This is a genomic window from Cronobacter turicensis, assembly GCF_041222865.1.
Taxonomy (GTDB): Bacteria; Pseudomonadota; Gammaproteobacteria; order Enterobacterales; family Enterobacteriaceae; genus Cronobacter; species Cronobacter turicensis.
In genome coordinates this window covers 3,002,664-3,023,385 of sequence record NZ_CP165997.1, presented here as the reverse complement: position 1 = coordinate 3,023,385, position 20,722 = coordinate 3,002,664, and the positions used below count along the sequence as shown (strand labels likewise).

Genomic DNA, 20,722 nt, shown 5'->3' with positions numbered 1-20,722 from the left:
TTTTAGTGGAGGATTTTGGCGAGGAAGTCTTTCGCGCGTTCCGATTTCGGGTTAGCGAAGAACTCTTCTTTCGGCGAGTCTTCCACAATCTTGCCTTCGTCCATAAAAATAACGCGATGCGCCACTTTACGCGCAAAGCCCATCTCATGCGTGACCACCATCATGGTCATCCCTTCTTGCGCCAGCTCGACCATCACGTCCAGCACCTCATTGATCATTTCTGGATCAAGCGCCGAGGTGGGTTCGTCGAACAGCATCGCGACCGGATCCATGCAGAGTGCGCGGGCAATCGCCACACGCTGCTGCTGGCCGCCGGAGAGCTGCGACGGAAATTTATTGGCATGCGCGGACAGCCCGACGCGCTCCAGCAGCTTCAGGCCTTTTTCACGGGCCGCCGCTTTATCGCGCTTAAGTACTTTGATCTGCGCGAGCGTCAGGTTTTCAATAATGGACAGATGCGGGAACAGCTCGAAATGCTGGAACACCATGCCGACGTGGGAGCGCAACTGTGCCAGATTGGTTTTTTTGTCGTTAACCCTGGTACCGTTGACGACGATCTCGCCCTGCTGAACAGGTTCAAGGCCGTTGACAGTTTTAATCAGCGTCGATTTGCCGGAGCCGGAAGGGCCGCACACCACCACGACTTCGCCTTTTTTCACGGTCGTGGAGCAGTCGGTAAGCACCTGAAAGTGACCATACCATTTTGAAACGTTTTTCAGGGTAATCATTATACAGTCCTTTTCTTCAGCCAGCTGACCAACAGCGATGCACTTAAACTAATGACAAAGTAAACGGCGCCTGCAAACAGGATCATCTCAACCTGCGTGCCGTCGCGCTCGCCGATGGTGGACGCGGTGCGGAAGAAATCCGCAAGGCTCAGCACATAAACGAGCGAGGTATCCTGGAACAGCACGATGCCCTGGGTGAGTAGCAGCGGCACCATCGCGCGAAACGCCTGCGGCAGGATAATCAGCTTCATGGATTGCCAGTGCGTCATCCCGAGCGCCAGCGCGGCGCTCGACTGACCGCGTGAGATGCTCTGAATACCGGCGCGGATAATTTCCGAATAATAGGCGGCTTCAAACATCGAGAACGCCACCATCGCGGAAATCAAACGGATGTCGGTTTTCGGCGAGATCCCCAGTACATCCTGCAAAATCCCCGGCACAATCAGGTAGAACCACAGCAGCACCATGACTAGCGGAATAGAGCGAAACACGTTGACATAAGCGGTAGCAAACCAGGCAAACGGTTTAAACGCGGAAAGCCGCATCACAGCCAGCAGCGTGCCCCAGACGATACCGAAGATGACGGCGGTAACGGTGATTTTTAAGGTGATCACCAGCCCTGCCAGCAGATAAGGCATGGAGGGGACAATCGATCCCCAGTCAAATTCGTACATTATTTGCTCCCCATATTGCCCGGCAGGCGAACTTTACGTTCCACCAGATTCATCACTACCATGATGACCGTGTTGATAAACACATAGGCAAGGGTGATGGCCGTAAAAGATTCCCAGGCGTGAGCGGAGTAGTCGAGCAGTTTGCCTGCCTGCGCCGCCATATCCACCAGACCGATGGTTGAGGCGATGGCCGAGTTTTTCACCAGGTTCATCATCTCGGAGGTCATCGGCGGCACAATTACGCGGTAGGCGTTGGGCAGCAGTACGTAGCGATAGGTTTGCGGCAGCGTCAGCCCCATCGCAAGGCCGGCGTTTTTCTGGCCGCGCGGCAGCGACTGTATCGCGGCGCGCACCTGTTCACACACGCGAGCGGCGGTAAATAGCCCGAGGCAGATCATCGAGGAGAGGAAGAACTGCACGTTAGGATCGAGCTCCGCTTTAAACCACATGCCGAGATCTTCCGGCAGCAGTTCCGGCACCACCAGATACCAGGTGAAGAACTGAACGATCAGCGGAACGTTGCGGAAAAGCTCGACGTAGCAGGTACCAAGGGCGGAGAGAAAACGGTTAGGCACGGTGCGCAGGATGCCAAACAGGGAACCGACCAGGAACGCGATTATCCAGGCGCTTATCGACAGCGCGACGGTCACCTGGAAGCCACTCCATAGCCAGCCTAAATAGGTGGTGTTGCCGAACGGCGCATCCTGCAGAAAGATGCCCCAGTTCCAGTCTATAGACATAACGTACTCCGAAAAAAAAGAAGGGTAGCAGCGCTACCCCCTAAGATTGATGAGAAGCCTCTCTGTTCGCGTCGGTTGGGGAACGGCCAACCGGCGTATAGTCTGTCCGGGCTTGCTTCTTCAATCATGAGGGCAGGGTGACCCGCCCCTTAATGGTTGTAATTAGTTAAGCGCTTTATCGTTAGGCTCTTTGAACAGGGCTTTCATGTCGTCGGAAAGCTCAAAGTTCAGGTTAAGATTTTTCGGCGGAATCGGGTTTTTAAACCACTTATCAAACCATTTCGCCGCTTCGCCGGAGGTCTGCGCCTGGGCGATAGTATCGTCTACCAGTTTTTTGAATGACTCGTCGCCTTTACGCAACATGCAGCCGTAGGCTTCTTTGGATTGCGGCGTGCCGACGATTTCCCAGTTATCCTGTTTCTTCGCTTTCGCACGTTCGCCCGCCAGCAGGGCGTCATCCATCATAAACGCCACCGCTCGGCCGCTTTCCAGCGTGCGGAAGGAGTCGCCGTGATCTTTGGCGCTGATGATACGCATATCCATTTTCTTCTCGTCGTTAAGCTTATGCAGCAACACTTCCGAAGTGGTGCCGGAGGTCACGACGACCGCCTTGCCTTTCAGGTCCGGGAAATCTTTAATCGGCCCGCCTTTTTTCACCAGCAGGCGGGTGCCCACGACGAAAATGGTGTCAGAGAACGCGGCCTGTTTCTGGCGCTCCAGGTTATTGGTGGTGGAGCCGCATTCGAAATCAAAGGTGCCGTTTTGCAGCAGCGGGATGCGGTTCTGCGACGTAATCGGGATCATTTTGACCTGTAAATCCGGCTTGTTGAGCTGTTTCTTCACGGCTTCAACGATAGCGTTGGAGTAATCCTGCGAATAGCCGACCACTTTTTGCTGGTTGTCGTAATAGGAGAAAGGAACTGAGGATTCGCGATGGCCGACGACGATAACGCCGTTAGCTTTGATTTTATCCAGCGTGCTTTGACCGCCGCTTGCGTCTTCCGCATGGGCCAGACCTGCGCTCAGACCCATTACCAGCATTGCTGCGGTCAGTTTACGTAACTGCATATCCAACTCCTTTATCGCGGCGCCAGAAACGCCATTGATACCCAATTGTGAATGTGTGTTGTTATATCCTGCCGTCCCGCCAGCAGCGTTAGTACCGTGTTGGTACCATTTAGCCTGGCTGGATGTAAATAATTTGCTGTGAATTTGTTTATTTTTGCGAAGCGCGCCGCACCAATTAGAGGCAAAAATGCGGTGTTGCACTAAAGTGGTGCCGCAAAAGATCGCTGCTGGTGCATATAACACGCCTGCCTCGCCCGATAAGGCGTTTCAGCTAAATCATTGGATTAACTAAAGCAAATCGTGTGCCAGAAAAGAAAAAGGCCAGCATAGCTGACCTTTTTAGCAGGGATGTTACGGCAAGTTATGAACGTCTGCGCCTGCCGAGGCTCATCAGCACAGAGACAAAACCACCCAGCGCGACGATTATCCAGATTGTGGCATTGCCAAAGCGGGCATACGGCGTAAGCCCGCTGGTGGGCGTGACGGCGGCGTTTAACACCTCGCGAGTGAACTGCGGGATAATCGCCTGAACGTTGCCGTTGGCATCAATGACGGCCGTAACGCCGTTATTGGTGCTGCGCAGCAGCGGACGCGCCAGCTCCAGCGCACGCATGCGCGCCATCTGGAAATGCTGCCACGGGCCGATAGAGTGGCCGAACCAGGCGTCGTTCGAGATAGTCAGCAGGAAGTCGGTATCCGGGCGGAAGTTATCGCGCACCTGTTCGCCCAGAATGATTTCATAGCAGATAGCCGCCGTGAGCTTCATGCCATGCGCCTGTAACTGCGGTTGCATATACGGACCGCGGCTGAAAGAAGACATCGGCAGGTCGAAGAACGGCGCCAGCGGACGCAGAATCGATTCCAGCGGCACAAACTCGCCAAACGGCACCAGATGGTTTTTATGGTAGCGATTGGCGGAGTTGTAGCTATATGGCGTACTGGCGCCGAGCGTAATAATGGTGTTGTACGTGTCGTAACGGTTTTTCTCGTTAAGACGCGCATCCACCACGCCTGTTATCAGCGTCGCGTCGCTATCGCGCAGCACGGTGTCGAGATCGTGCAGGAACTGCTGCTGGTTGCTCTCTAAATCGGGGATGGCGGATTCCGGCCAGATAACCAGCCCGGCTTTACCGAGCTGCTCACGCGTGGCGTTAAGATAAATACGCAGCGTATTCATCAGCTCGCGCTCATCCCACTTCATCGACTGCGGAATATTGCCCTGCACCAGGGCGACGTTTATCGCGCGTTCGGCATGCGGCTGATACCACTGGATATAGCGCAGCGGGAAGGGCAGTGCGAACAGCACGAGCGCGCAGACGGCGGGTTTCCAGGCGCGATGCGCCATCGCCAGTACCAGCAGGCCGCTGACAGCCATCAGTAAGAAGGTGATGGCTTCAACGCCCATGACCGGCGCCAGGCCTTTCAGCGGGCCATCAATCTGGCTGTAGCCAAATTGGAGCCACGGGAAGCCTGTCAGCACCCAGCCGCGTAAAAACTCGGTCAGATGCCAGACGACCGGCGCGGCGACGGCCATGCGCAGCCAGCTGGTTTTCGGCCACAGACGCGCCAGCACGCCAGCGAACAGACCGGTATAAAGCGACAGATACGCGGCGAGGAGAATCACCAGCGCCACGTTAACCGGCCCAGGCATTCCGCCGAACTGGGCGATGCTGACATAGACCCAGTTCACGCCGCTGCCGAAAAGACCAAGCCCCCAGAAGAAGCCAATCCCGGCGCTTTGCATCGGGCGACGGTTAAGGGTAAGCCCCTGCAGGCCCATCAGTGAAACGAGGGCGGCGGGCCAGAAATCGTAAGGGGAAAAGGCCAGCGTTCCGCTGGCACCGAAAAGCAGCGCCAGCAGCAGACGCACGCGCTGGCGTTCAATCATTGAGGCAAGAGCCATTCCATTAGTCTTCCAGTTTAGGCTGCGGCGAGTTTTCCGGCATTCTGACGTGGACCTGGATAATACGACGGCTGTCCGCCATGGCAACTTTAAACTGGTAACCATCAATGTCGATGGTTTCTCCGCGCGCAGGCAGGTGTCCGAATGCCTGCATCACCAGACCGCCGATGGTATCGACTTCTTCATCGCTGAACTGGGTGCCGAAGGTGTCGTTAAAATCTTCAATGGACGCCAGCGCACGCACGGTCCAGGTGTGGCGGCTGAGCTGACGGAAATCGATATCTTCTTCGTCGTCGTATTCATCTTCGATTTCGCCGACGATGAGCTCCAGAATATCTTCGATAGTCACGAGCCCGGATACGCCGCCGAATTCGTCAATCACGATAGCCATGTGATAACGCTGGGAGCGGAACTCTTTCAGCATCCGGTCAACCCGTTTGCTTTCCGGCACGACAACCGCCGGGCGCAGCACTTTATCCATGCTGAAGGCTTCGGCATCGCTGCGCATAAAAGGCAGCAGATCCTTGGCCATCAAAATCCCTTCAATGTGATCTTTATCTTCGCTGATCACCGGAAAACGCGAATGCGCCGATTCGATAATGACGTCGAGACATTCATCGATGCTTTGGTTGCGTTTCAGGGTGACCATCTGAGAGCGGGGGATCATGATGTCGCGGACGCGCTGGTCGGCAATATCCATTACCCCTTCGAGCATGTCGCGCGTATCCTGGTCGATAAGCTCGTTTTGCTCGGAATCACGGATAAGCTCAAGCAGTTCGTCACGGTTTTTCGGTTCACCGTGGAACAGCTGGCTTAAGAGGAGGGAGAAAAATCCCTTTTTATTAAGTGAGTCGCTACTGTGTGAGTTGTCGTCGCTCATGGCGTTAGTTCAGGGTTCTCATGTTGGTTGATGTATCGCTCGCGGCGGAAAAGGCACGCCGCGGCGGTAGAAATCACTGGCGGCAACGGAGCGCCGCACAGATTACGCTTTCTCGGCAATGTACGGATCGTCAAAGCCCAGGGCAAGCATTATCTCGGTTTCGATGCCTTCCATCTCTTCGGCTTCGTCATCCTCGATATGGTCATAACCCAAAAGATGCAGGCTGCCATGCACCACCATGTGCGCCCAGTGGGCTGCCAACGGCTTTTCCTGTTCACGCGCTTCGCGCTCCACCACCTGACGACAGATGATCAGATCGCCAAGCAGCGGCATCTCGATGCCAGGCGGCGCTTCGAACGGGAACGACAGCACGTTGGTGGGTTTGTCCATACCACGATAAGTCAGATTTAAGTCATGACTTTCCGCTTCATCCACCAGACGCACCGTGACTTCTGATTCTTCCTGAAATTGCGGCACGACGGCATTCAGCCATGTCTGAAACTGCGCCTCGTCCGGCAAACCGGAGGTGTCTTCGCAGGCCACCTGCAAATCAAGGATAACCTGGCTCATTTACTCTCCTGCGCGCCAGCGGCCAGCGCCTGGGCTTCACGTTTACGTTCTGCGGCCTGTTCGGCTTTCCGTTTCTGGTCAGCTTCTTCCCAGGCTTCATAGGCGGTAACGATACGCGCAACCACCGGGTGACGCACCACGTCTTCGCTGTGGAAGAAGTTAAAGCTGATCTCTTCGACTTCCGAGAGCACTTCAATGGCGTGGCGCAGACCAGATTTCAGGTTTCTTGGCAGGTCAATCTGCGTGACGTCGCCTGTGATAACCGCTTTAGAGTTAAAGCCAATGCGGGTCAGGAACATCTTCATCTGTTCGATGGTGGTGTTCTGGCTCTCATCCAGAATGATGAATGCATCGTTAAGCGTGCGGCCGCGCATATATGCCAGCGGCGCGACTTCAATCACGTTGCGCTCCATGAGCTTTTCCACGCGCTCGAAGCCGAGCATCTCAAACAGCGCGTCATACAGCGGGCGCAGGTATGGGTCGACTTTCTGGCTGAGATCGCCTGGCAGGAAGCCCAGTTTTTCACCGGCTTCCACCGCCGGACGCGTCAGCAGAATACGACGGATCTCCTGGCGCTCCAGCGCGTCCACGGCGGCCGCAACCGCGAGATACGTTTTACCCGTACCGGCAGGGCCAATACCGAAGGTGATATCGTGGTCGAGAATATTCGCGATGTACTGCGCCTGGTTTGGCGTGCGCGGTTTAATCACGCCGCGTTTGGTCTTGATATTGACCGCTTTGCCGTACTCCGGCACGCTTTCGGCGCTCTGTTCCAGCACGCGAAATTCTTTAATGGCCAGATGAATTTGTTCCGGCTCGATCTCTTTGATTTCGCCGCGCATTGGCGCGGTATCGACGTAAAGGTTACGCAGAATATCCGCCGCCGCGCTGACGCAAAGGGTGCGACCGGTTAGTTTAAAGTGGTTGTCGCGACGGGCGATTTCGATACCGAGGCGGCGTTCAAGCTGTTTGATGTTGTCATCAAAGGGTCCACAGAGGCTAAGCAGACGAGCGTTGTCTGCCGGTTCCAGCGTAAATTCACGAGTTTCGATATTCAAACTTGTCCTCTTGGTCACTCAGGGCCAGTTAAGGTGAATAAAAATGCCTGCTGATTTTCTCAGGGCCTGAGAGAAATTATTCACGGCGAGGGAAAAAGGCGCAAGCGACAACCCGGATATTTGGGTGACGCCTTCAGAATACAAGCACGGATGGTGTAAAAATAAGCGTATGCCGCGCCGGGGCGGCATACGTGAGAGAGCAGATTATGGCTGGAAAATCCCGACGCCGAGTTCGTTTTCTTTACGGGTGCGGGCGATAATCGATTCTGGTGATTCCACCACGCGCAGGCCCATCTCTTCCTCGGTGCGGATAACCTTACCGCGCAGCGAGTTTGGGAACACTTCGGTGATTTCCACATCGACAAATTTACCGACCATCTCCGGCGCGCCTTCGAAGTTCACCACGCGGTTGTTTTCGGTGCGCCCCGAAAGCTCCATGATGCTCTTACGCGACGTGCCTTCCACCAGAATGCGCTGGGTGGTGCCGAGCATACGGCGGCTCCAGGCCATCGCCTGCTGGTTGATGCGCTCCTGAAGGATATACAGACGCTGCTTTTTCTCTTCTTCCGGCACGTCGTCCACCATATCGGCGGCAGGGGTGCCTGGACGGGCGGAGAAAATAAAGCTGTAGCTCATGTCGAAATTCACGTCGGCAATCAGCTTCATGGTCTGCTCGAAATCCTGCTGGGTTTCGCCAGGGAAGCCGACGATGAAATCGGAGCTAATCTGGATATCCGGACGCGCGGCGCGCAGCTTGCGGATAATGGCTTTATATTCCAGCGCCGTGTGGGTGCGTCCCATCATGTTCAGCACGCGGTCGGAGCCGCTCTGTACCGGCAGATGCAGGAAGCTCACCAGCTCCGGCGTGTCGCGATAGACTTCGATGATGTCATCGGTAAATTCGATCGGGTGGCTGGTGGTGAAGCGGATGCGGTCGATGCCGTCAATCGCCGCGACCAGACGCAGCAGGTCGGCGAACGTGCCGGTAGTGCCGTCATAGTTTTCACCGCGCCAGGCGTTCACGTTCTGCCCCAGCAGGTTAACTTCACGCACGCCCTGGGCGGCGAGCTGCGCGATCTCCAGTACGATGTCATCGCCCGGACGACTGACCTCTTCACCGCGGGTATACGGAACCACGCAATAGGTGCAGTATTTGTTGCAGCCTTCCATAATGGAAACGAATGCCGTCGGGCCATCCGCGCGCGGTTCAGGCAGACGATCGAATTTTTCGATTTCCGGGAAGCTGATGTCCACGACCGGGCTGCGGGTGCCTTTCACCTGATTGATCATTTCCGGCAGGCGGTGCAGGGTCTGAGGCCCGAAAATGATGTCGACGTAGCGGGCACGATCGCGAATATGGTCACCTTCCTGGGACGCCACACAGCCGCCCACGCCGATAATCACATCCGGGTTCTTTTCCTTTAACGTTTTCCAGCGACCTAACTGATGGAAAACCTTCTCCTGTGCCTTCTCGCGGATCGAGCAGGTATTCAGCAGCAGAATATCTGCTTCTTCCGCCACGTCGGTCAGCGTAAAGCCGTGCGTGGTTTCCAGCAGATCGGCCATCTTCGATGAATCGTACTCGTTCATCTGACAGCCCCAGGTTTTAATATGGAGTTTTTTTGTCATTGACTTGCCATTGCTCAGTTAAAGCCACTCATTTTGGCCGCGTATTGTAATGCTTTGACGGGTTCGTGACCAGTGGCGAGGCAAAGACGTCAGGCGGCGAAAAATCCGGTAAACTGAAGGGAGATTGCTTAAGGATAAAATGACCATGACAAATCAACCTATTGAAGTCGCCGTCGTCGGCGGTGGCATGGTAGGCGCCGCCGCCGCGCTTGGCCTTGCGCAAAATGGTTTTCGGGTGGCCGTCGTGGAGCATGCCGCGCCGCCGCCGTTTTCGCCGCAAAACCCGCCGGACGTGCGGATCTCCTCGATCAGCTGCGCGTCAGTGGATCTGCTGCGCGGACTGGGTGTCTGGCAACGCGTGCTGGAGATGCGCGCGCATCCTTATCGCCGCCTCGAAACCTGGGAGTGGAACGAAGCGCGGGTTGAGTTCAGCGCTGATGAACTGCAACTGCCCGAACTTGGTTATATGGTGGAAAACAGCGTGCTGCAACGCGCGCTGTGGGAGGCGCTGGAGGCGCATCCGGCGGTCACGTTGCTGTGTCCGGCGACGCTCACGCAAATGATGCCATCGCAAAATGGCCACGAGCTGAAGTTCGATAATGGCGACACGGTGCAGGCGCGTCTGGTTGTCGGTGCGGACGGCGCGAGTTCGCAGGTACGCAAATGGGCAGGCATCGGCGTTAACGCCTGGCAGTATCAGCAGTCATGCCTGCTTATCAGCGTGGAATGCGAGCAGCCGCCCGGCGACAGCACCTGGCAGCACTTCACCCCCAACGGGCCGCATGCGTTTTTGCCGCTCTTTGATAACCGGGCGTCGCTGGTCTGGTATGACCGTCCGGCGCGCGTCCGTCAGCTTCAGGCGATGAACATGACGCAGCTCGGCCATGAAATCGCGGCGGCGTTTCCGGCCCGGCTTGGCCGCGTGACGCCAGTCGCCTGTGGCGCGTTTCCGCTGGTGCGCCGTCATGCGCTGCGTTATGTGTCGCCAGGCGTCGCGCTGATTGGCGATGCCGCGCATACCATTCATCCGCTGGCGGGGCTGGGGGTCAATCTCGGCTATCGCGATGTCGATGCGCTGCTGAAGGTGGTGATCGATGCGCGCAATGCAGCGGAAGACTGGGCCTCTGGCGCGGTACTGAAGCGCTATCAGCGCCGCCGCATGCCGGATAACCTGCTGATGCAAAGTGGTATGGATCTCTTCCATGCGGGGTTTACCGCGAAAATGAAACCGCTGCGCGTGCTGCGCAATTTAGGGCTGATCGCCGCCCAGCGCTCAGGCATTTTGAAGCGTCAGGCGCTGCGGTATGCGCTCGGATTATAACGACTTAGTTACAACATGCTCATTAATCTGTACAAAAGAGATGACCGGCATGTTTGCGTCGTTATCGCTTTGCACCGGTTAGTGTGTTCAGAGCAGAGAAAAGGCCCGCCTGTGCGGGCCTTTTTACTGGGCGCGACCGGACTAAATAGCAAAGCGTACTTCGCAACACGGTATAAAAGAGGGAAGGATGGGAGCAGAAAAGAAAAAAGCCTGCAAAAGCAGGCTTTTAAAGAGTGGCTGGGGTACGAGGATTCGAACCTCGGAATGGTGGAATCAGAATCCACTGCCTTACCGCTTGGCGATACCCCAACAAATGTTGGTGCTGAATTGTCAGTTAAAGGAAGAAACAAAGAACCTTTAACCTGTGCGTTTAGCTTCTTGCCAACCGCTTCTTCAAAGTGGCTGGGGTGCAGGGATTCGAACCCCGGATGGCGGAATCAGAATCCGCTGCCTTACCGCTTGGCGACACCCCAAGAAACTCTTGCGAAGTTTACTTCGCGCATCCCGCATTAAAAATGCAAGACGCTTTAAATATGGTGGCTACGACGGGAATCGAACCTGTGACCCCAGCATTATGAGTGCTGTGCTCTAACCAGCTGAGCTACGTAGCCAAGTTTTACTGCTTTACCAGTTATAACGACTGGCTGGGGTACCTGGATTCGAACCAGGGGATGCCGGTATCAAAAACCGGTGCCTTACCGCTTGGCGATACCCCAACGACCACTGCGTGATACGCAAAAGTCGAAGAAATATGGCTGGGGTACCTGGATTCGAACCAGGGAATGCCGGTATCAAAAACCGGTGCCTTACCGCTTGGCGATACCCCATCCGTGCAACGCAATTACGAAGTGGTGCGGGAGGCGAGACTTGAACTCGCACACCTTGCGGCGCCAGAACCTAAATCTGGTGCGTCTACCAATTTCGCCACTCCCGCAAAAAAGATGGTGGCTACGACGGGAATCGAACCTGTGACCCCATCATTATGAGTGATGTGCTCTAACCAGCTGAGCTACGTAGCCATCTTTTTTCGCGTTACCTTATCGGCGTTGCGGGGCGCATTATGCGTATTGGGCCTGGAAGCGTCAACACCTTTTTTGGCGAAAATCGACGTAAAGTGACTGTTTGACTAGCTTGCGAACAGCTTGATGCAATATTCGTCGATTCCAGGCGAATTATCCCCTAATTCAACAGAAACAACGGTACTGTCTGCGCTTCTTTGCGCCAATAAAAAACGGGCCCGCAGGCCCGTTGTCTGTTTTCTGGCGTTGCTTATTTATAGGCAGACTGGTGTACGCCCACCGCACGGCCTGACGGATCGTTCATGGTTTTAAACGCTTCGTCCCATTCGATAGCTTTCGCGGAAGAGCAGGCGACGGACGGCCCGCCAGGCACGCACTCCGCCGCACTCGGCACCGGGAACAACTCTTCGAAGATCTCGCGGTAGAGATACGCTTCTTTCGACGCTGGCGTGTTATACGGGAAGCGGAAGCGCGCGGTTTCCAGCTGCTGATCGGAAATCTGTTTCGCCGCCACTTCTTTCAGGGTATCAATCCAGCTATAGCCCACGCCGTCGGAGAATTGCTCTTTCTGACGCCATGCCACGCTCGCCGGCAAATAAGATTCAAAACATTCACGCAGGATATGTTTTTCCATCTTGCCGTTGCCGCACATTTTATCCTGCGGGTTGATACGCATCGCCACATCAAGGAATTTCTTATCGAGGAACGGCACGCGCGCCTCAACGCCCCAGGCCGACATCGCTTTGTTCGCACGCGCGCAGTCAAACATATGCAGCGCCTGCAACTTGCGGACGGTCTCTTCATGCAGCTCTTTCGCGTTCGGCGCTTTATGGAAGTAAAGATAGCCGCCGAACACTTCGTCTGAACCTTCGCCGGAAAGCACCATTTTGATGCCCATCGCTTTGATTTTACGGGACATCAAATACATCGGGGTTGAGGCGCGAATCGTGGTCACGTCATAGGTTTCGATGTGGTAAATCACGTCGCGGATCGCATCGAGTCCTTCCTGCACGGTAAAGTGAATTTCATGGTGTACCGTGCCGAGATGGTTGGCGACTTCCTGCGCGGCTTTCAGATCCGGCGAGCCTTCAAGGCCAACGGCAAAGGAGTGCAGCTGCGGCCACCAGGCTTCGGAGCGCTCCTGATCTTCCACGCGGCGCGCCGCGAATTTCTTGGTAATGGCGGAAATGACCGAAGAATCCAGGCCGCCGGAGAGCAGCACGCCGTAAGGCACGTCAGACATCAGATGGCTTTTAACCGCATCTTCCAGGGCCTGGCGCAGCTCCGCTTTGTCCGTCACGTTATCTTTCACCGCGTCATAGTCAAACCAGTCACGCTGATAGTACTGGCGAATTTCGCCGTCCTGGCTCCACAGGTAGCTGCCCGCCGGGAACTCTTTGATAGTGCGGCAGACCGGCACCAGCGATTTCATTTCGGAGGCGACATAAAAGTTGCCGTGTTCATCGTGGCCCATATAAAGCGGAATAATGCCGATATGATCGCGGCCAATCAGGTACGCGTCTTTTTCGCTGTCATAAAGCACGAAGGCGAACATGCCCTGCAACTCGTCCAGAAACTCCGGGCCTTTTTCCTGATACAGCGCGAGGATGACTTCGCAGTCAGAGCCGGTCTGGAACTGGAAACGCTCGCCATATTCCGCGCGCAGCGCCTGATGGTTATAGATTTCGCCGTTAACGGCCAGCACGTGCGTTTTCTCAGTGTTGTAGAGCGGCTGCGCGCCTGCGTTGACGTCCACGATGGAGAGCCGTTCATGCGCGAGGATCGCTTTGTCGCTGGCGAAGACGCCGGACCAGTCCGGGCCGCGGTGGCGCATCAGGCGCGACAGCTCAAGCGCTTTTTTACGCAGTTCGACCGCGTCGGTTTTGATATCCAGCACACCAAAAATAGAACACATAGAGAACTCCGTTAACCCTGGCGGTAATGTTGTGTTGTCTGTCTGCGAGGCGTTGCGGTTTATGCAATTTATTCGCTTCGGCCTCTGTCGTTGATTAAGAAAATGCCGCAAAGGGTGCAGGTTGTGCAAGCGTTTTAGCGCGTGAGCCATAAATAGTTCAACGAGCGTTAGCGAAAACTTAAAAACGGTCACTAAAGCGGGGTGGTTTTTAACGAATCGGCAAAAAAATCGCGATTTTATTAAATTGAGGTTGTATGGGAGACACAAAAAAACGGCCATCGCTAATGGCCGTCAGGTTCAGATAACGTCGATTTCGGCGACGGAGGGATAAATCCAGCTCGGCCGGAATGGCATCGCGTCAATATCATTAATGGTCGAGACGCCCGACAGCACCAGAATGGTTTCCAGGCCTGCCTGGAAGCCAGCCAGAATATCAGTGCGCAGGTTATCGCCCACAATCACAGTATGCTCGGAGTGGGCTTGCATTTTGTTCAGGGCTGCGCGGATAATCCAGGGGCTCGGCTTGCCGACATAAAACGGCTTGCGCCCTGAAATTTTCTCGATGCCCGCGCACAGCGCGCCGCAGGCCGGATAAAAGCCGCGCCCGTGGGTATCCGGGTTGGTGGCGATAAAGCGCGCGCCATTGGCGACGAAAAAGGCGGCCTTATGCATCATCTCCCAGTTATAGGAGCGGGTTTCGCCCACGATAACGAAATCAGGATTGATGTCGGTAATCGTGAAGCCTGCTTTATACAGCTCGTGGATGAGTGCCCCTTCGCCGACCACATAGGCTTTCTTGCCTTCCTGACGACGCAGGAAATCCGCCGTCGCCATCGCGGAGGTGTAAAACACGCTGTCCGGCACGTCGATCCCGGCCGAGGCGAAACGGTTAGCCAGATCCTGGCCAGTCTGGGACGGGTAGTTGGTCAGCAGAACCAGCGGAAACCCTTTTTCAAGGATGCCGGTCAGGAATTCGCTGGCGCCGGGCACCGCAACGTTATCGTGCATCAGCACGCCATCGATATCACAAATTACGTTCTGAATGGTCATGGACTACTCTGGCTCAGGGAACAGAAAGGCGTAACTATAGCGCAAATCGCCACAGTCACTCGTTAACTTTCCAGCAAACGCTGTAATAACAACCCGTTAAGCATGGCGCGTTTTACCAGCGCAAACGCGCCGATAGCCGAGCGGTGATCGAGTTGCGAAGGCACTACCGGCAGGTTTTTACGAAACGCTTTCAGGGATTGCGTGTTGATGCAGCTTTCGATCGCGGGCAGGAGCACTTTCTGCGCTTCAACAATCTCACCGGCGATAACCACTTTTTGCGGGTTAAACAGGTTAATGGCGATAGCAATGGTTTTGCCGAGCTGGCGGCCGACGCGCTCCACCACTTCGCAGGCCAGCGCATCGCCCCGGTTTGCGGCTTTGCAAATAGCTTTGATATTGCATTCGTCCTGCGTCAGACGGCTCGGGTGGCCCTGCTCCAGTAACTGACGCACGCGCTGTTCAATGGCGGCGTTGGCGGCAACGGTCTCCAGACACCCGAAATTACCGCAGTGGCAGCGCTCCCCCAGCGGATCGACCTGGATGTGACCAATCTCGCCGACGTTGCCGTTACGGCCGATAAATATGCGTCCGTTAGAGATAATCCCCGCGCCAGTGCCGCGGTGAACGCGCACCAGAATAGAGTCTTCGCAGTCGCGCGTTGCACCGAAGTAGTGCTCTGCCAGCGCCAGGCTGCGGATATCGTGCCCCACAAAACAGGCGACGTTAAAACGCTTTTGCAGCGCGTCAACCAGCGGCCAGTTTTCAACATTGATATGCGGCATGTAGCGGATGACGCCGCTTTCCGGGTCCACCAGCCCCGGCAGGATCACCGACACGGCGATAAGCTCGCGGATTTTACGCTGCCAGGCGTCGATAAACTGCGCGATGATGTTCAGTAGCGCATGTTCCAGCGTTTCCTGGGTGCGTTCGGGCAGGGGAAAATGTTCTTCCGCGAGCACTTTACTGCTCAGATCGAAGAGCGTCAGCGTGGCGTCATGGCGACCAAGGCGCACGCCAACGGCCTGAAAATGCCGGGTTTCGGTAACGATTGAGATAGCGCGGCGGCCCCCTGTCGAGGCCTGCTGATCGACTTCTTTAATCAGACCGCGCTCAATAAGCTGGCGGGTAATTTTGGTGACGCTGGCGGGCGCAAGCTGGCTCTGTTCGGCTATCTGGATGCGCGATATCGGACCCTGCTGGTCGATAAGACGATAAACCGCTGCGCTGTTAAGCTGTTTTACGAGATCAACGTTGCCAATTTGAGCCTGTCCGCCAGTCGTCATGCCTTTATTTACTCAGTAACGACCTCGTTACCATTAACGATGGTCTTGATGATTTTATAATCGCGGGTAAAGGCAGTCAGGTTCGCCACCTTGCCCGCTTCAATGCTGCCAAGCCGGTGCGCCACGCCCATGGCGCGGGCCGGATACAGCGTCGCCATACGCAGCGCTTCGTCCAGCGCGATATTGACATGCTCCACCAGGTTGCGCACGCCTTCTATCATGGTCAGCGCCGAGCCGCTCAGGGTGCCGTTTTCATCCACGCACAGGCCGTTACGGTAGTATATTGTTTTGCCAGCAAAAATGAACTCATCAATATTGGCACCCGCAGGCGCCGTCGCGTCCGTCACCAGACACAGCTTGTCGCCTTTGACTTTTTTCGCAAGTCGCACATTGGCGAAATCGACATGCAGGCCATCGGCGATAATGCCGCACCAGACATCCGGCTCGTCAAAAATAGCGCCCGTCAGCCCTGGCTCGCGACCGGTGATGTAAGGCATGGCATTGAACAGATGCGTGGCGAAGCGGATGCCGGCGCGGAAGCCTTTTTTCGCCTCTTTAAGCGTCGCGTTAGAGTGCCCGGCGGATACAACGATGCCTGCGGCGGTCAGTTTTTCGATAACGTCCGGCGAGACTTTTTCCGGCGCGAGGGTGATTTTGGTAATCACGTCGGCGTTTTCGCACAGGAAATCGACCAGCTGCGCGTCCGGCTGGCGCACATAATCCGGGTTATGCGTGCCTTTCTTAACGATGTTCAGCCACGGGCCTTCAAGGTGCAGGCCCAGCGCCTGGTTCTGATGACGCGCCAGGTATTCACGCATCACGCGCACGCCCTGTTTCATCAGCGCGTCGCTACAGGTAATGAGGGTTGGCAGATAGCTGGTGCAGCCCGATTTCTCGTTGGCTTTTTGCATGATCTCCAGCGTTTCTATGGATACGGCCTCGGCGGTATCGTTGAACTGCACGCCGCCGCAGCCATTGAGCTGCACGTCGATAAAACCGGGGGCGATAATGGCGCCGCCCATATCGCGCTGCTCAATGCCTGCCGGCAGTTCAGCCAGCGGGCAGAGGCGCTCAATCAGGCCATCGGCGATAACAATCGCGTGGTCATCCAGAATGTCGTGGCCGGTGTAAACCCGGCCGTGGGTTAAAGCGTACATAATGCCCCCGGTAACCAGTCCTTAAAGATCTTTGATATTTTCAGCTTCGAGCTCGGTGAAGTATTTCAGCGTCTTCACTTTCAGTTCCATGGTGGAAGGCTCATCGCACACGATAACCGCTTTCGGGTGCAGCTGCAGACAGCTGATGGTCCACATATGGTTGACGTTGCCTTCTACCGCCGCCTGCAGCGCCTGCGCCTTAACGTGGCCCAGCACCAGAATCATGACTTCCTGCGCGTCCAGCAGGGTGCCGACGCCCACGGTGAGCGCGTATTTTGGCACCTGATTCACATCGCCGCCAAAGAAACGCGAGTTCGCCACACGGGTGTCGTGCGTCAATGTTTTGATACGCGTGCGGGAGGCCAGAGAAGAGGCGGGCTCGTTAAACGCGATATGACCGTCGTTGCCGACGCCGCCCATAAAAAGATGAATTTTGCCGTAAGCGCGAATTTTTTCTTCATAGCGGCGGCATTCTGCGTCAATATCCGGCGCGTTGCCATCCAGCAGATTGATATTTTCTTCTGGAATATCAACGTGCTCGAAGAAATTGCGGTACATGAAGCTGTGGTAGCTTTCGGGATGATCTTTCGTCAGGCCAACATATTCGTCCATATTAAACGTCACGACATGTTTGAAACTGACCTGGCCTGCTTTATGCATCTCAATCAGCGCTTTGTAGGCTTCAAGCGGCGTGCCGCCGGTCGGAAGACCCAGAACGAAAGGGCGGTCTGCGGTGGGGTTGAAATCGTTAATGCGCTTAACAATATGGCGGGCGGCCCATTTGCCAACCTGCTGCGGCGTAGCCAGCGGAATCAGTCTCATTGTTCACCTCGGAAGTTAGAAACAGGAGCGGATTAAACGACTCACAGTGTAAGGGTATACCCGTTCGCTGAAAGCAGGAGCAATCCGTCTCGATTTTTGAATGATAAAATAAGTTTTCGAGGTAAGCCAGAGTAAAGGCTGCCTGATAACGATATTTGGTGATAAAAATCACAGAAAAGATGCATTTAATTTGCGAGGCGAATTAAACTTCCACACACTACTGAACGCAGATGAAGAGTTGATGCTGTTGTTTCACAACATCTCGTTTTGATTGAACGTTGCACAATAAAAAACGGCTTCAAAGAAGCCAGGTCGGGGTCTCGTAGGGGGGAATAGGATGAATATTTTAGGTTTTTTCCAGCGGCTGGGTAGAGCGTTACAGCTCCCTATCGCAGTGCTGCCTGTGGCGGCGCTACTGCTGCGATTCGGTCAGCCAGATTTGCTTAACATTGCTTTTATCGCGCAGGCGGGCGGGGCGATTTTTGATAACCTCGCGTTAATCTTCGCCATTGGGGTCGCCTCCAGCTGGTCTAAAGACAGCGCAGGCGCGGCGGCCCTTGCAGGCGCAGTCGGTTATTTTGTTCTCACCAAAGCGATGGTGACCATCAACCCGGAAATTAACATGGGTGTGCTGGCCGGTATTATTACGGGTCTGGTGGGCGGTGCGGTCTATAACCGCTGGGCGGGTATTAAGCTGCCTGACTTCCTGAGCTTCTTCGGCGGCAAACGTTTCGTGCCGATCGCAACCGGTTTCTTCTGCCTGGTGCTGGCCGCCATTTTTGGCTATGTCTGGCCGCCCGTGCAGCATGGAATTCATGCAGGCGGCGAGTGGATCGTTTCTGCAGGCGCGCTGGGCTCCGGTATCTTTGGCTTTATTAACCGTCTGCTGATCCCGACCGGCCTGCATCAGGTGCTGAACACTATCGCATGGTTCCAGATTGGCGAATTCACCAACGCTGCGGGTACGGTATTCCACGGCGATATCAACCGCTTCTATGCGGGTGACGGCACCGCTGGCATGTTCATGTCCGGCTTCTTCCCGATCATGATGTTTGGTCTGCCGGGCGCTGCGCTGGCGATGTACTTCGCCGCACCGAAAGCGCGTCGTCCTATGGTCGGCGGTATGCTTTTGTCCGTTGCCATCACGGCGTTCCTGACCGGTGTTACCGAGCCGCTGGAATTCCTGTTTATGTTCCTGGCGCCGGTGCTCTATCTGCTGCACGCGCTGTTGACGGGTATTAGCCTGTTTGTCGCGACGCTGCTTGGCATCCATGCTGGTTTTTCCTTCTCGGCAGGCGCGATTGACTATGCCCTGATGTACAGCCTGCCTGCCGCCAGCAAAAACGTCTGGATGCTGCTGGTCATGGGACTGGTGTTCTTTGTTATCTATTTCCTGCTGTTCAGCGCGGTTATTCGCATGTTTAACCTGAAAACGCCTGGCCGCGAAGACAAAGAAAGCGAGCTCGTGACCAACGAAGCGAACAGCAATACCGAAGAAGGCCTGGAACAACTGGCGACCAACTACATTGCCGCAGTTGGCGGTAGCGAAAACCTGAAAGCGATTGATGCCTGTATTACCCGTCTGCGTCTGACCGTAGGTGACTCCGCCCTGGTGAGCGATGCCGCCTGCAAACGTCTTGGCGCATCTGGCGTGGTGAAATTAAACAAACAAACCATTCAGGTTATTGTGGGCGCGAAGGCGGAATCCATTGGCGACGAAATGAAAAAAGTAGTGGCGCGTGGCCCTGTGCCAGCGACCGCCGCGGGTGTCGCTCCGACAGTCCCCACAGCACCAGTCATGAAGCCGCAGGCGGTGGCGAATGCAAAAATCATCGCCGCGCTGGTCTCGCCGGTAACGGGCGAAGTGGTCGCGCTCGACGCGGTGCCGGATGAAGCGTTCGCCAGCAAAGCGGTCGGCGATGGCGTCGCTATCAAGCCCACCGATAAACTGGTGGTCGCGCCGGCGGCCGGGACTATCGTGAAAATCTTCAACACCAACCATGCGTTCTGCCTGGAAACTGAAAACGGCGCAGAGATCGTGGTACACATGGGGATTGATACCGTCGCGCTGAACGGCCAGGGCTTTAAACGCCTGGTGGAAGAGGGCGCGCAGGTGACGGCGGGCCAGCCGGTACTGGAACTCGATCTGGACTACCTGAACGCCAACGCCCGTTCGATGGTCAGCCCGGTTGTATGCAGCAACATCGATGACTTCGGCGGGCTGGTTATCCAGGCGCAGGGCGCGGTGGTTGCAGGCCAGAGCGCGCTGTATGAAATTAAAGGCAAATAATCGCTTCTGAGTTGTTATGCCTGAACGGCGGGGGAACACTCCCGCCGTTTTTTTTCGCCTTTTTTTGGGGCTGGCGCGCGCCACTTAACGCCATGTAGGGTAGCGGACACTGAGATTATGGAGAATCGTATGCGTCAGATTATTGTCGTCCTCTTCGCTGCCGTGTTGTTAAGCGGCTGTATTCCTCGCTACGCCACCCACCGGCCTGCGCTTGACGTCGATATACAGAATGAGCAGGGCAAGCCGGTTCCCCACGCCACGCTCTGGCTGCAAACGCACCGCATGCCGCCGGGCTATTACCCGCCGCCGGAGAAATTCACGGCGGATGATAGAGGCCATGTTTCCGTCTCGCGCGTCTCGGAGTGGGAAAATATGATTTTCTTTCTCCATGGTACGATGATCTATTCCTGGAGCTGGTGCGTCGAGGCGCCGGGGTATCTTCCGCGCGAAGGGGATGTCGAGGCGTTACAGTCGCCAGTCAAATTACTCAAAGCCAGAACGCCTGAGCGTTGCAGGCAAGCTGAGTACGCAGAGAACGGGCAATAACCGGCGGCGCGCGACGGCGGGATTTTCTGTAACTAAAGGTTGTTTCCCGCCTCTGCTTATAAGATCATA

The 20,722-nt window shown here is 55.7% G+C and carries 17 protein-coding genes and 7 tRNA genes; 3 read left to right on the top strand and 21 right to left on the bottom strand.

The window, feature by feature from the left end:
- Positions 1–2: 2 nt before the first annotated feature.
- From AB8W27_RS14415 to miaB, 9 genes are all read right to left on the bottom strand, one after another.
- Positions 3–728: an amino acid ABC transporter ATP-binding protein gene (locus tag AB8W27_RS14415; RefSeq protein WP_041923326.1), complete on the bottom strand. Its 726-nt coding sequence runs from the start codon at positions 726–728 to the stop codon at positions 3–5.
- The gene (gene gltK, locus AB8W27_RS14410; protein WP_041923327.1) at positions 728–1,402 is read right to left on the bottom strand and encodes a glutamate/aspartate ABC transporter permease GltK; all 675 of its coding nucleotides are present in this window, start codon (positions 1,400–1,402) and stop codon (positions 728–730) included. The genes AB8W27_RS14415 and gltK overlap by 1 nt, the downstream gene beginning before the upstream one ends.
- Positions 1,402–2,142: an amino acid ABC transporter permease gene (locus tag AB8W27_RS14405; protein ID WP_015740520.1), complete on the bottom strand. Its 741-nt coding sequence runs from the start codon at positions 2,140–2,142 to the stop codon at positions 1,402–1,404. The genes gltK and AB8W27_RS14405 overlap by 1 nt, the downstream gene beginning before the upstream one ends.
- 162 nt (positions 2,143–2,304) lie before the next feature.
- Positions 2,305–3,210, bottom strand: a complete 906-nt coding sequence (locus tag AB8W27_RS14400; protein ID WP_041923328.1) for an amino acid ABC transporter substrate-binding protein — start codon at positions 3,208–3,210, stop codon at positions 2,305–2,307.
- 361 nt (positions 3,211–3,571) lie between these two features.
- Entirely contained in the window at positions 3,572–5,113 is a 1,542-nt protein-coding gene (gene lnt / locus AB8W27_RS14395) for an apolipoprotein N-acyltransferase (RefSeq protein WP_015740522.1), read from the bottom strand.
- A 4-nt stretch (positions 5,114–5,117) separates the two neighbouring features.
- Positions 5,118–5,993 (bottom strand): CNNM family magnesium/cobalt transport protein CorC, encoded by an 876-nt coding sequence (gene corC, locus AB8W27_RS14390; protein ID WP_007699505.1) that lies wholly within the window; start codon positions 5,991–5,993, stop codon positions 5,118–5,120.
- Between the two features lie 102 nt (positions 5,994–6,095).
- Positions 6,096–6,563, bottom strand: coding sequence for an rRNA maturation RNase YbeY (ybeY, locus tag AB8W27_RS14385; protein WP_015740523.1), 468 nt, complete (start codon positions 6,561–6,563; stop codon positions 6,096–6,098).
- Positions 6,560–7,621: a PhoH family protein gene (locus tag AB8W27_RS14380; protein WP_041923329.1), complete on the bottom strand. Its 1,062-nt coding sequence runs from the start codon at positions 7,619–7,621 to the stop codon at positions 6,560–6,562. The genes ybeY and AB8W27_RS14380 overlap by 4 nt, the downstream gene beginning before the upstream one ends.
- A gap of 204 nt (positions 7,622–7,825) precedes the next feature.
- Positions 7,826–9,250, bottom strand: a complete 1,425-nt coding sequence (miaB, locus tag AB8W27_RS14375; RefSeq protein WP_015740525.1) for a tRNA (N6-isopentenyl adenosine(37)-C2)-methylthiotransferase MiaB — start codon at positions 9,248–9,250, stop codon at positions 7,826–7,828.
- Between the two features lie 145 nt (positions 9,251–9,395).
- Between miaB and ubiF the strand changes: the two genes are divergently transcribed.
- Positions 9,396–10,571: a 3-demethoxyubiquinol 3-hydroxylase gene (ubiF, locus tag AB8W27_RS14370; protein WP_015740526.1), complete on the top strand. Its 1,176-nt coding sequence runs from the start codon at positions 9,396–9,398 to the stop codon at positions 10,569–10,571.
- Between the two features lie 234 nt (positions 10,572–10,805).
- Here the strand turns inward: ubiF and AB8W27_RS14365 are convergent.
- The 12 genes from AB8W27_RS14365 to nagB form a co-directional block, all read right to left on the bottom strand.
- Positions 10,806–10,880 (bottom strand) — tRNA-Gln (locus AB8W27_RS14365).
- A 90-nt stretch (positions 10,881–10,970) separates the two neighbouring features.
- A tRNA-Gln gene (locus AB8W27_RS14360) sits at positions 10,971–11,044 on the bottom strand.
- Positions 11,045–11,105: 61 nt separating this feature from the next.
- Positions 11,106–11,182, bottom strand: a tRNA-Met gene (locus AB8W27_RS14355).
- Between the two features lie 30 nt (positions 11,183–11,212).
- Positions 11,213–11,287 (bottom strand) — tRNA-Gln (locus AB8W27_RS14350).
- A gap of 36 nt (positions 11,288–11,323) precedes the next feature.
- Positions 11,324–11,398 (bottom strand) — tRNA-Gln (locus AB8W27_RS14345).
- A gap of 22 nt (positions 11,399–11,420) precedes the next feature.
- Positions 11,421–11,505, bottom strand: a tRNA-Leu gene (locus AB8W27_RS14340).
- A gap of 8 nt (positions 11,506–11,513) precedes the next feature.
- Positions 11,514–11,590, bottom strand: a tRNA-Met gene (locus tag AB8W27_RS14335).
- A gap of 250 nt (positions 11,591–11,840) precedes the next feature.
- Positions 11,841–13,505, bottom strand: coding sequence for an asparagine synthase B (gene asnB, locus AB8W27_RS14330; RefSeq protein ID WP_015740527.1), 1,665 nt, complete (start codon positions 13,503–13,505; stop codon positions 11,841–11,843).
- 297 nt (positions 13,506–13,802) lie between these two features.
- Positions 13,803–14,555 carry an HAD-IIA family hydrolase gene (locus AB8W27_RS14325; RefSeq protein ID WP_007706733.1) on the bottom strand — a complete coding sequence of 251 codons (753 nt, stop codon included), beginning with the start codon at positions 14,553–14,555 and terminating at the stop codon, positions 13,803–13,805.
- A 62-nt stretch (positions 14,556–14,617) separates the two neighbouring features.
- Positions 14,618–15,838 carry an N-acetylglucosamine repressor gene (locus AB8W27_RS14320; protein WP_007768110.1) on the bottom strand — a complete coding sequence of 407 codons (1,221 nt, stop codon included), beginning with the start codon at positions 15,836–15,838 and terminating at the stop codon, positions 14,618–14,620.
- Between the two features lie 8 nt (positions 15,839–15,846).
- Positions 15,847–16,995 (bottom strand): N-acetylglucosamine-6-phosphate deacetylase, encoded by a 1,149-nt coding sequence (gene nagA, locus AB8W27_RS14315; protein WP_015740529.1) that lies wholly within the window; start codon positions 16,993–16,995, stop codon positions 15,847–15,849.
- 21 nt (positions 16,996–17,016) lie between these two features.
- Entirely contained in the window at positions 17,017–17,817 is an 801-nt protein-coding gene (gene nagB / locus AB8W27_RS14310) for a glucosamine-6-phosphate deaminase (RefSeq protein ID WP_015740530.1), read from the bottom strand.
- 337 nt (positions 17,818–18,154) lie between these two features.
- Between nagB and nagE the strand changes: the two genes are divergently transcribed.
- Both nagE and AB8W27_RS14300 read left to right on the top strand, forming a co-directional pair.
- Positions 18,155–20,107 (top strand): PTS N-acetyl glucosamine transporter subunit IIABC, encoded by a 1,953-nt coding sequence (gene nagE, locus AB8W27_RS14305; RefSeq protein WP_015740532.1) that lies wholly within the window; start codon positions 18,155–18,157, stop codon positions 20,105–20,107.
- A gap of 129 nt (positions 20,108–20,236) precedes the next feature.
- The gene (locus AB8W27_RS14300) at positions 20,237–20,653 is read left to right on the top strand and encodes a lipoprotein (protein WP_015740533.1); all 417 of its coding nucleotides are present in this window, start codon (positions 20,237–20,239) and stop codon (positions 20,651–20,653) included.
- Positions 20,654–20,722: the final 69 nt, after the last annotated feature.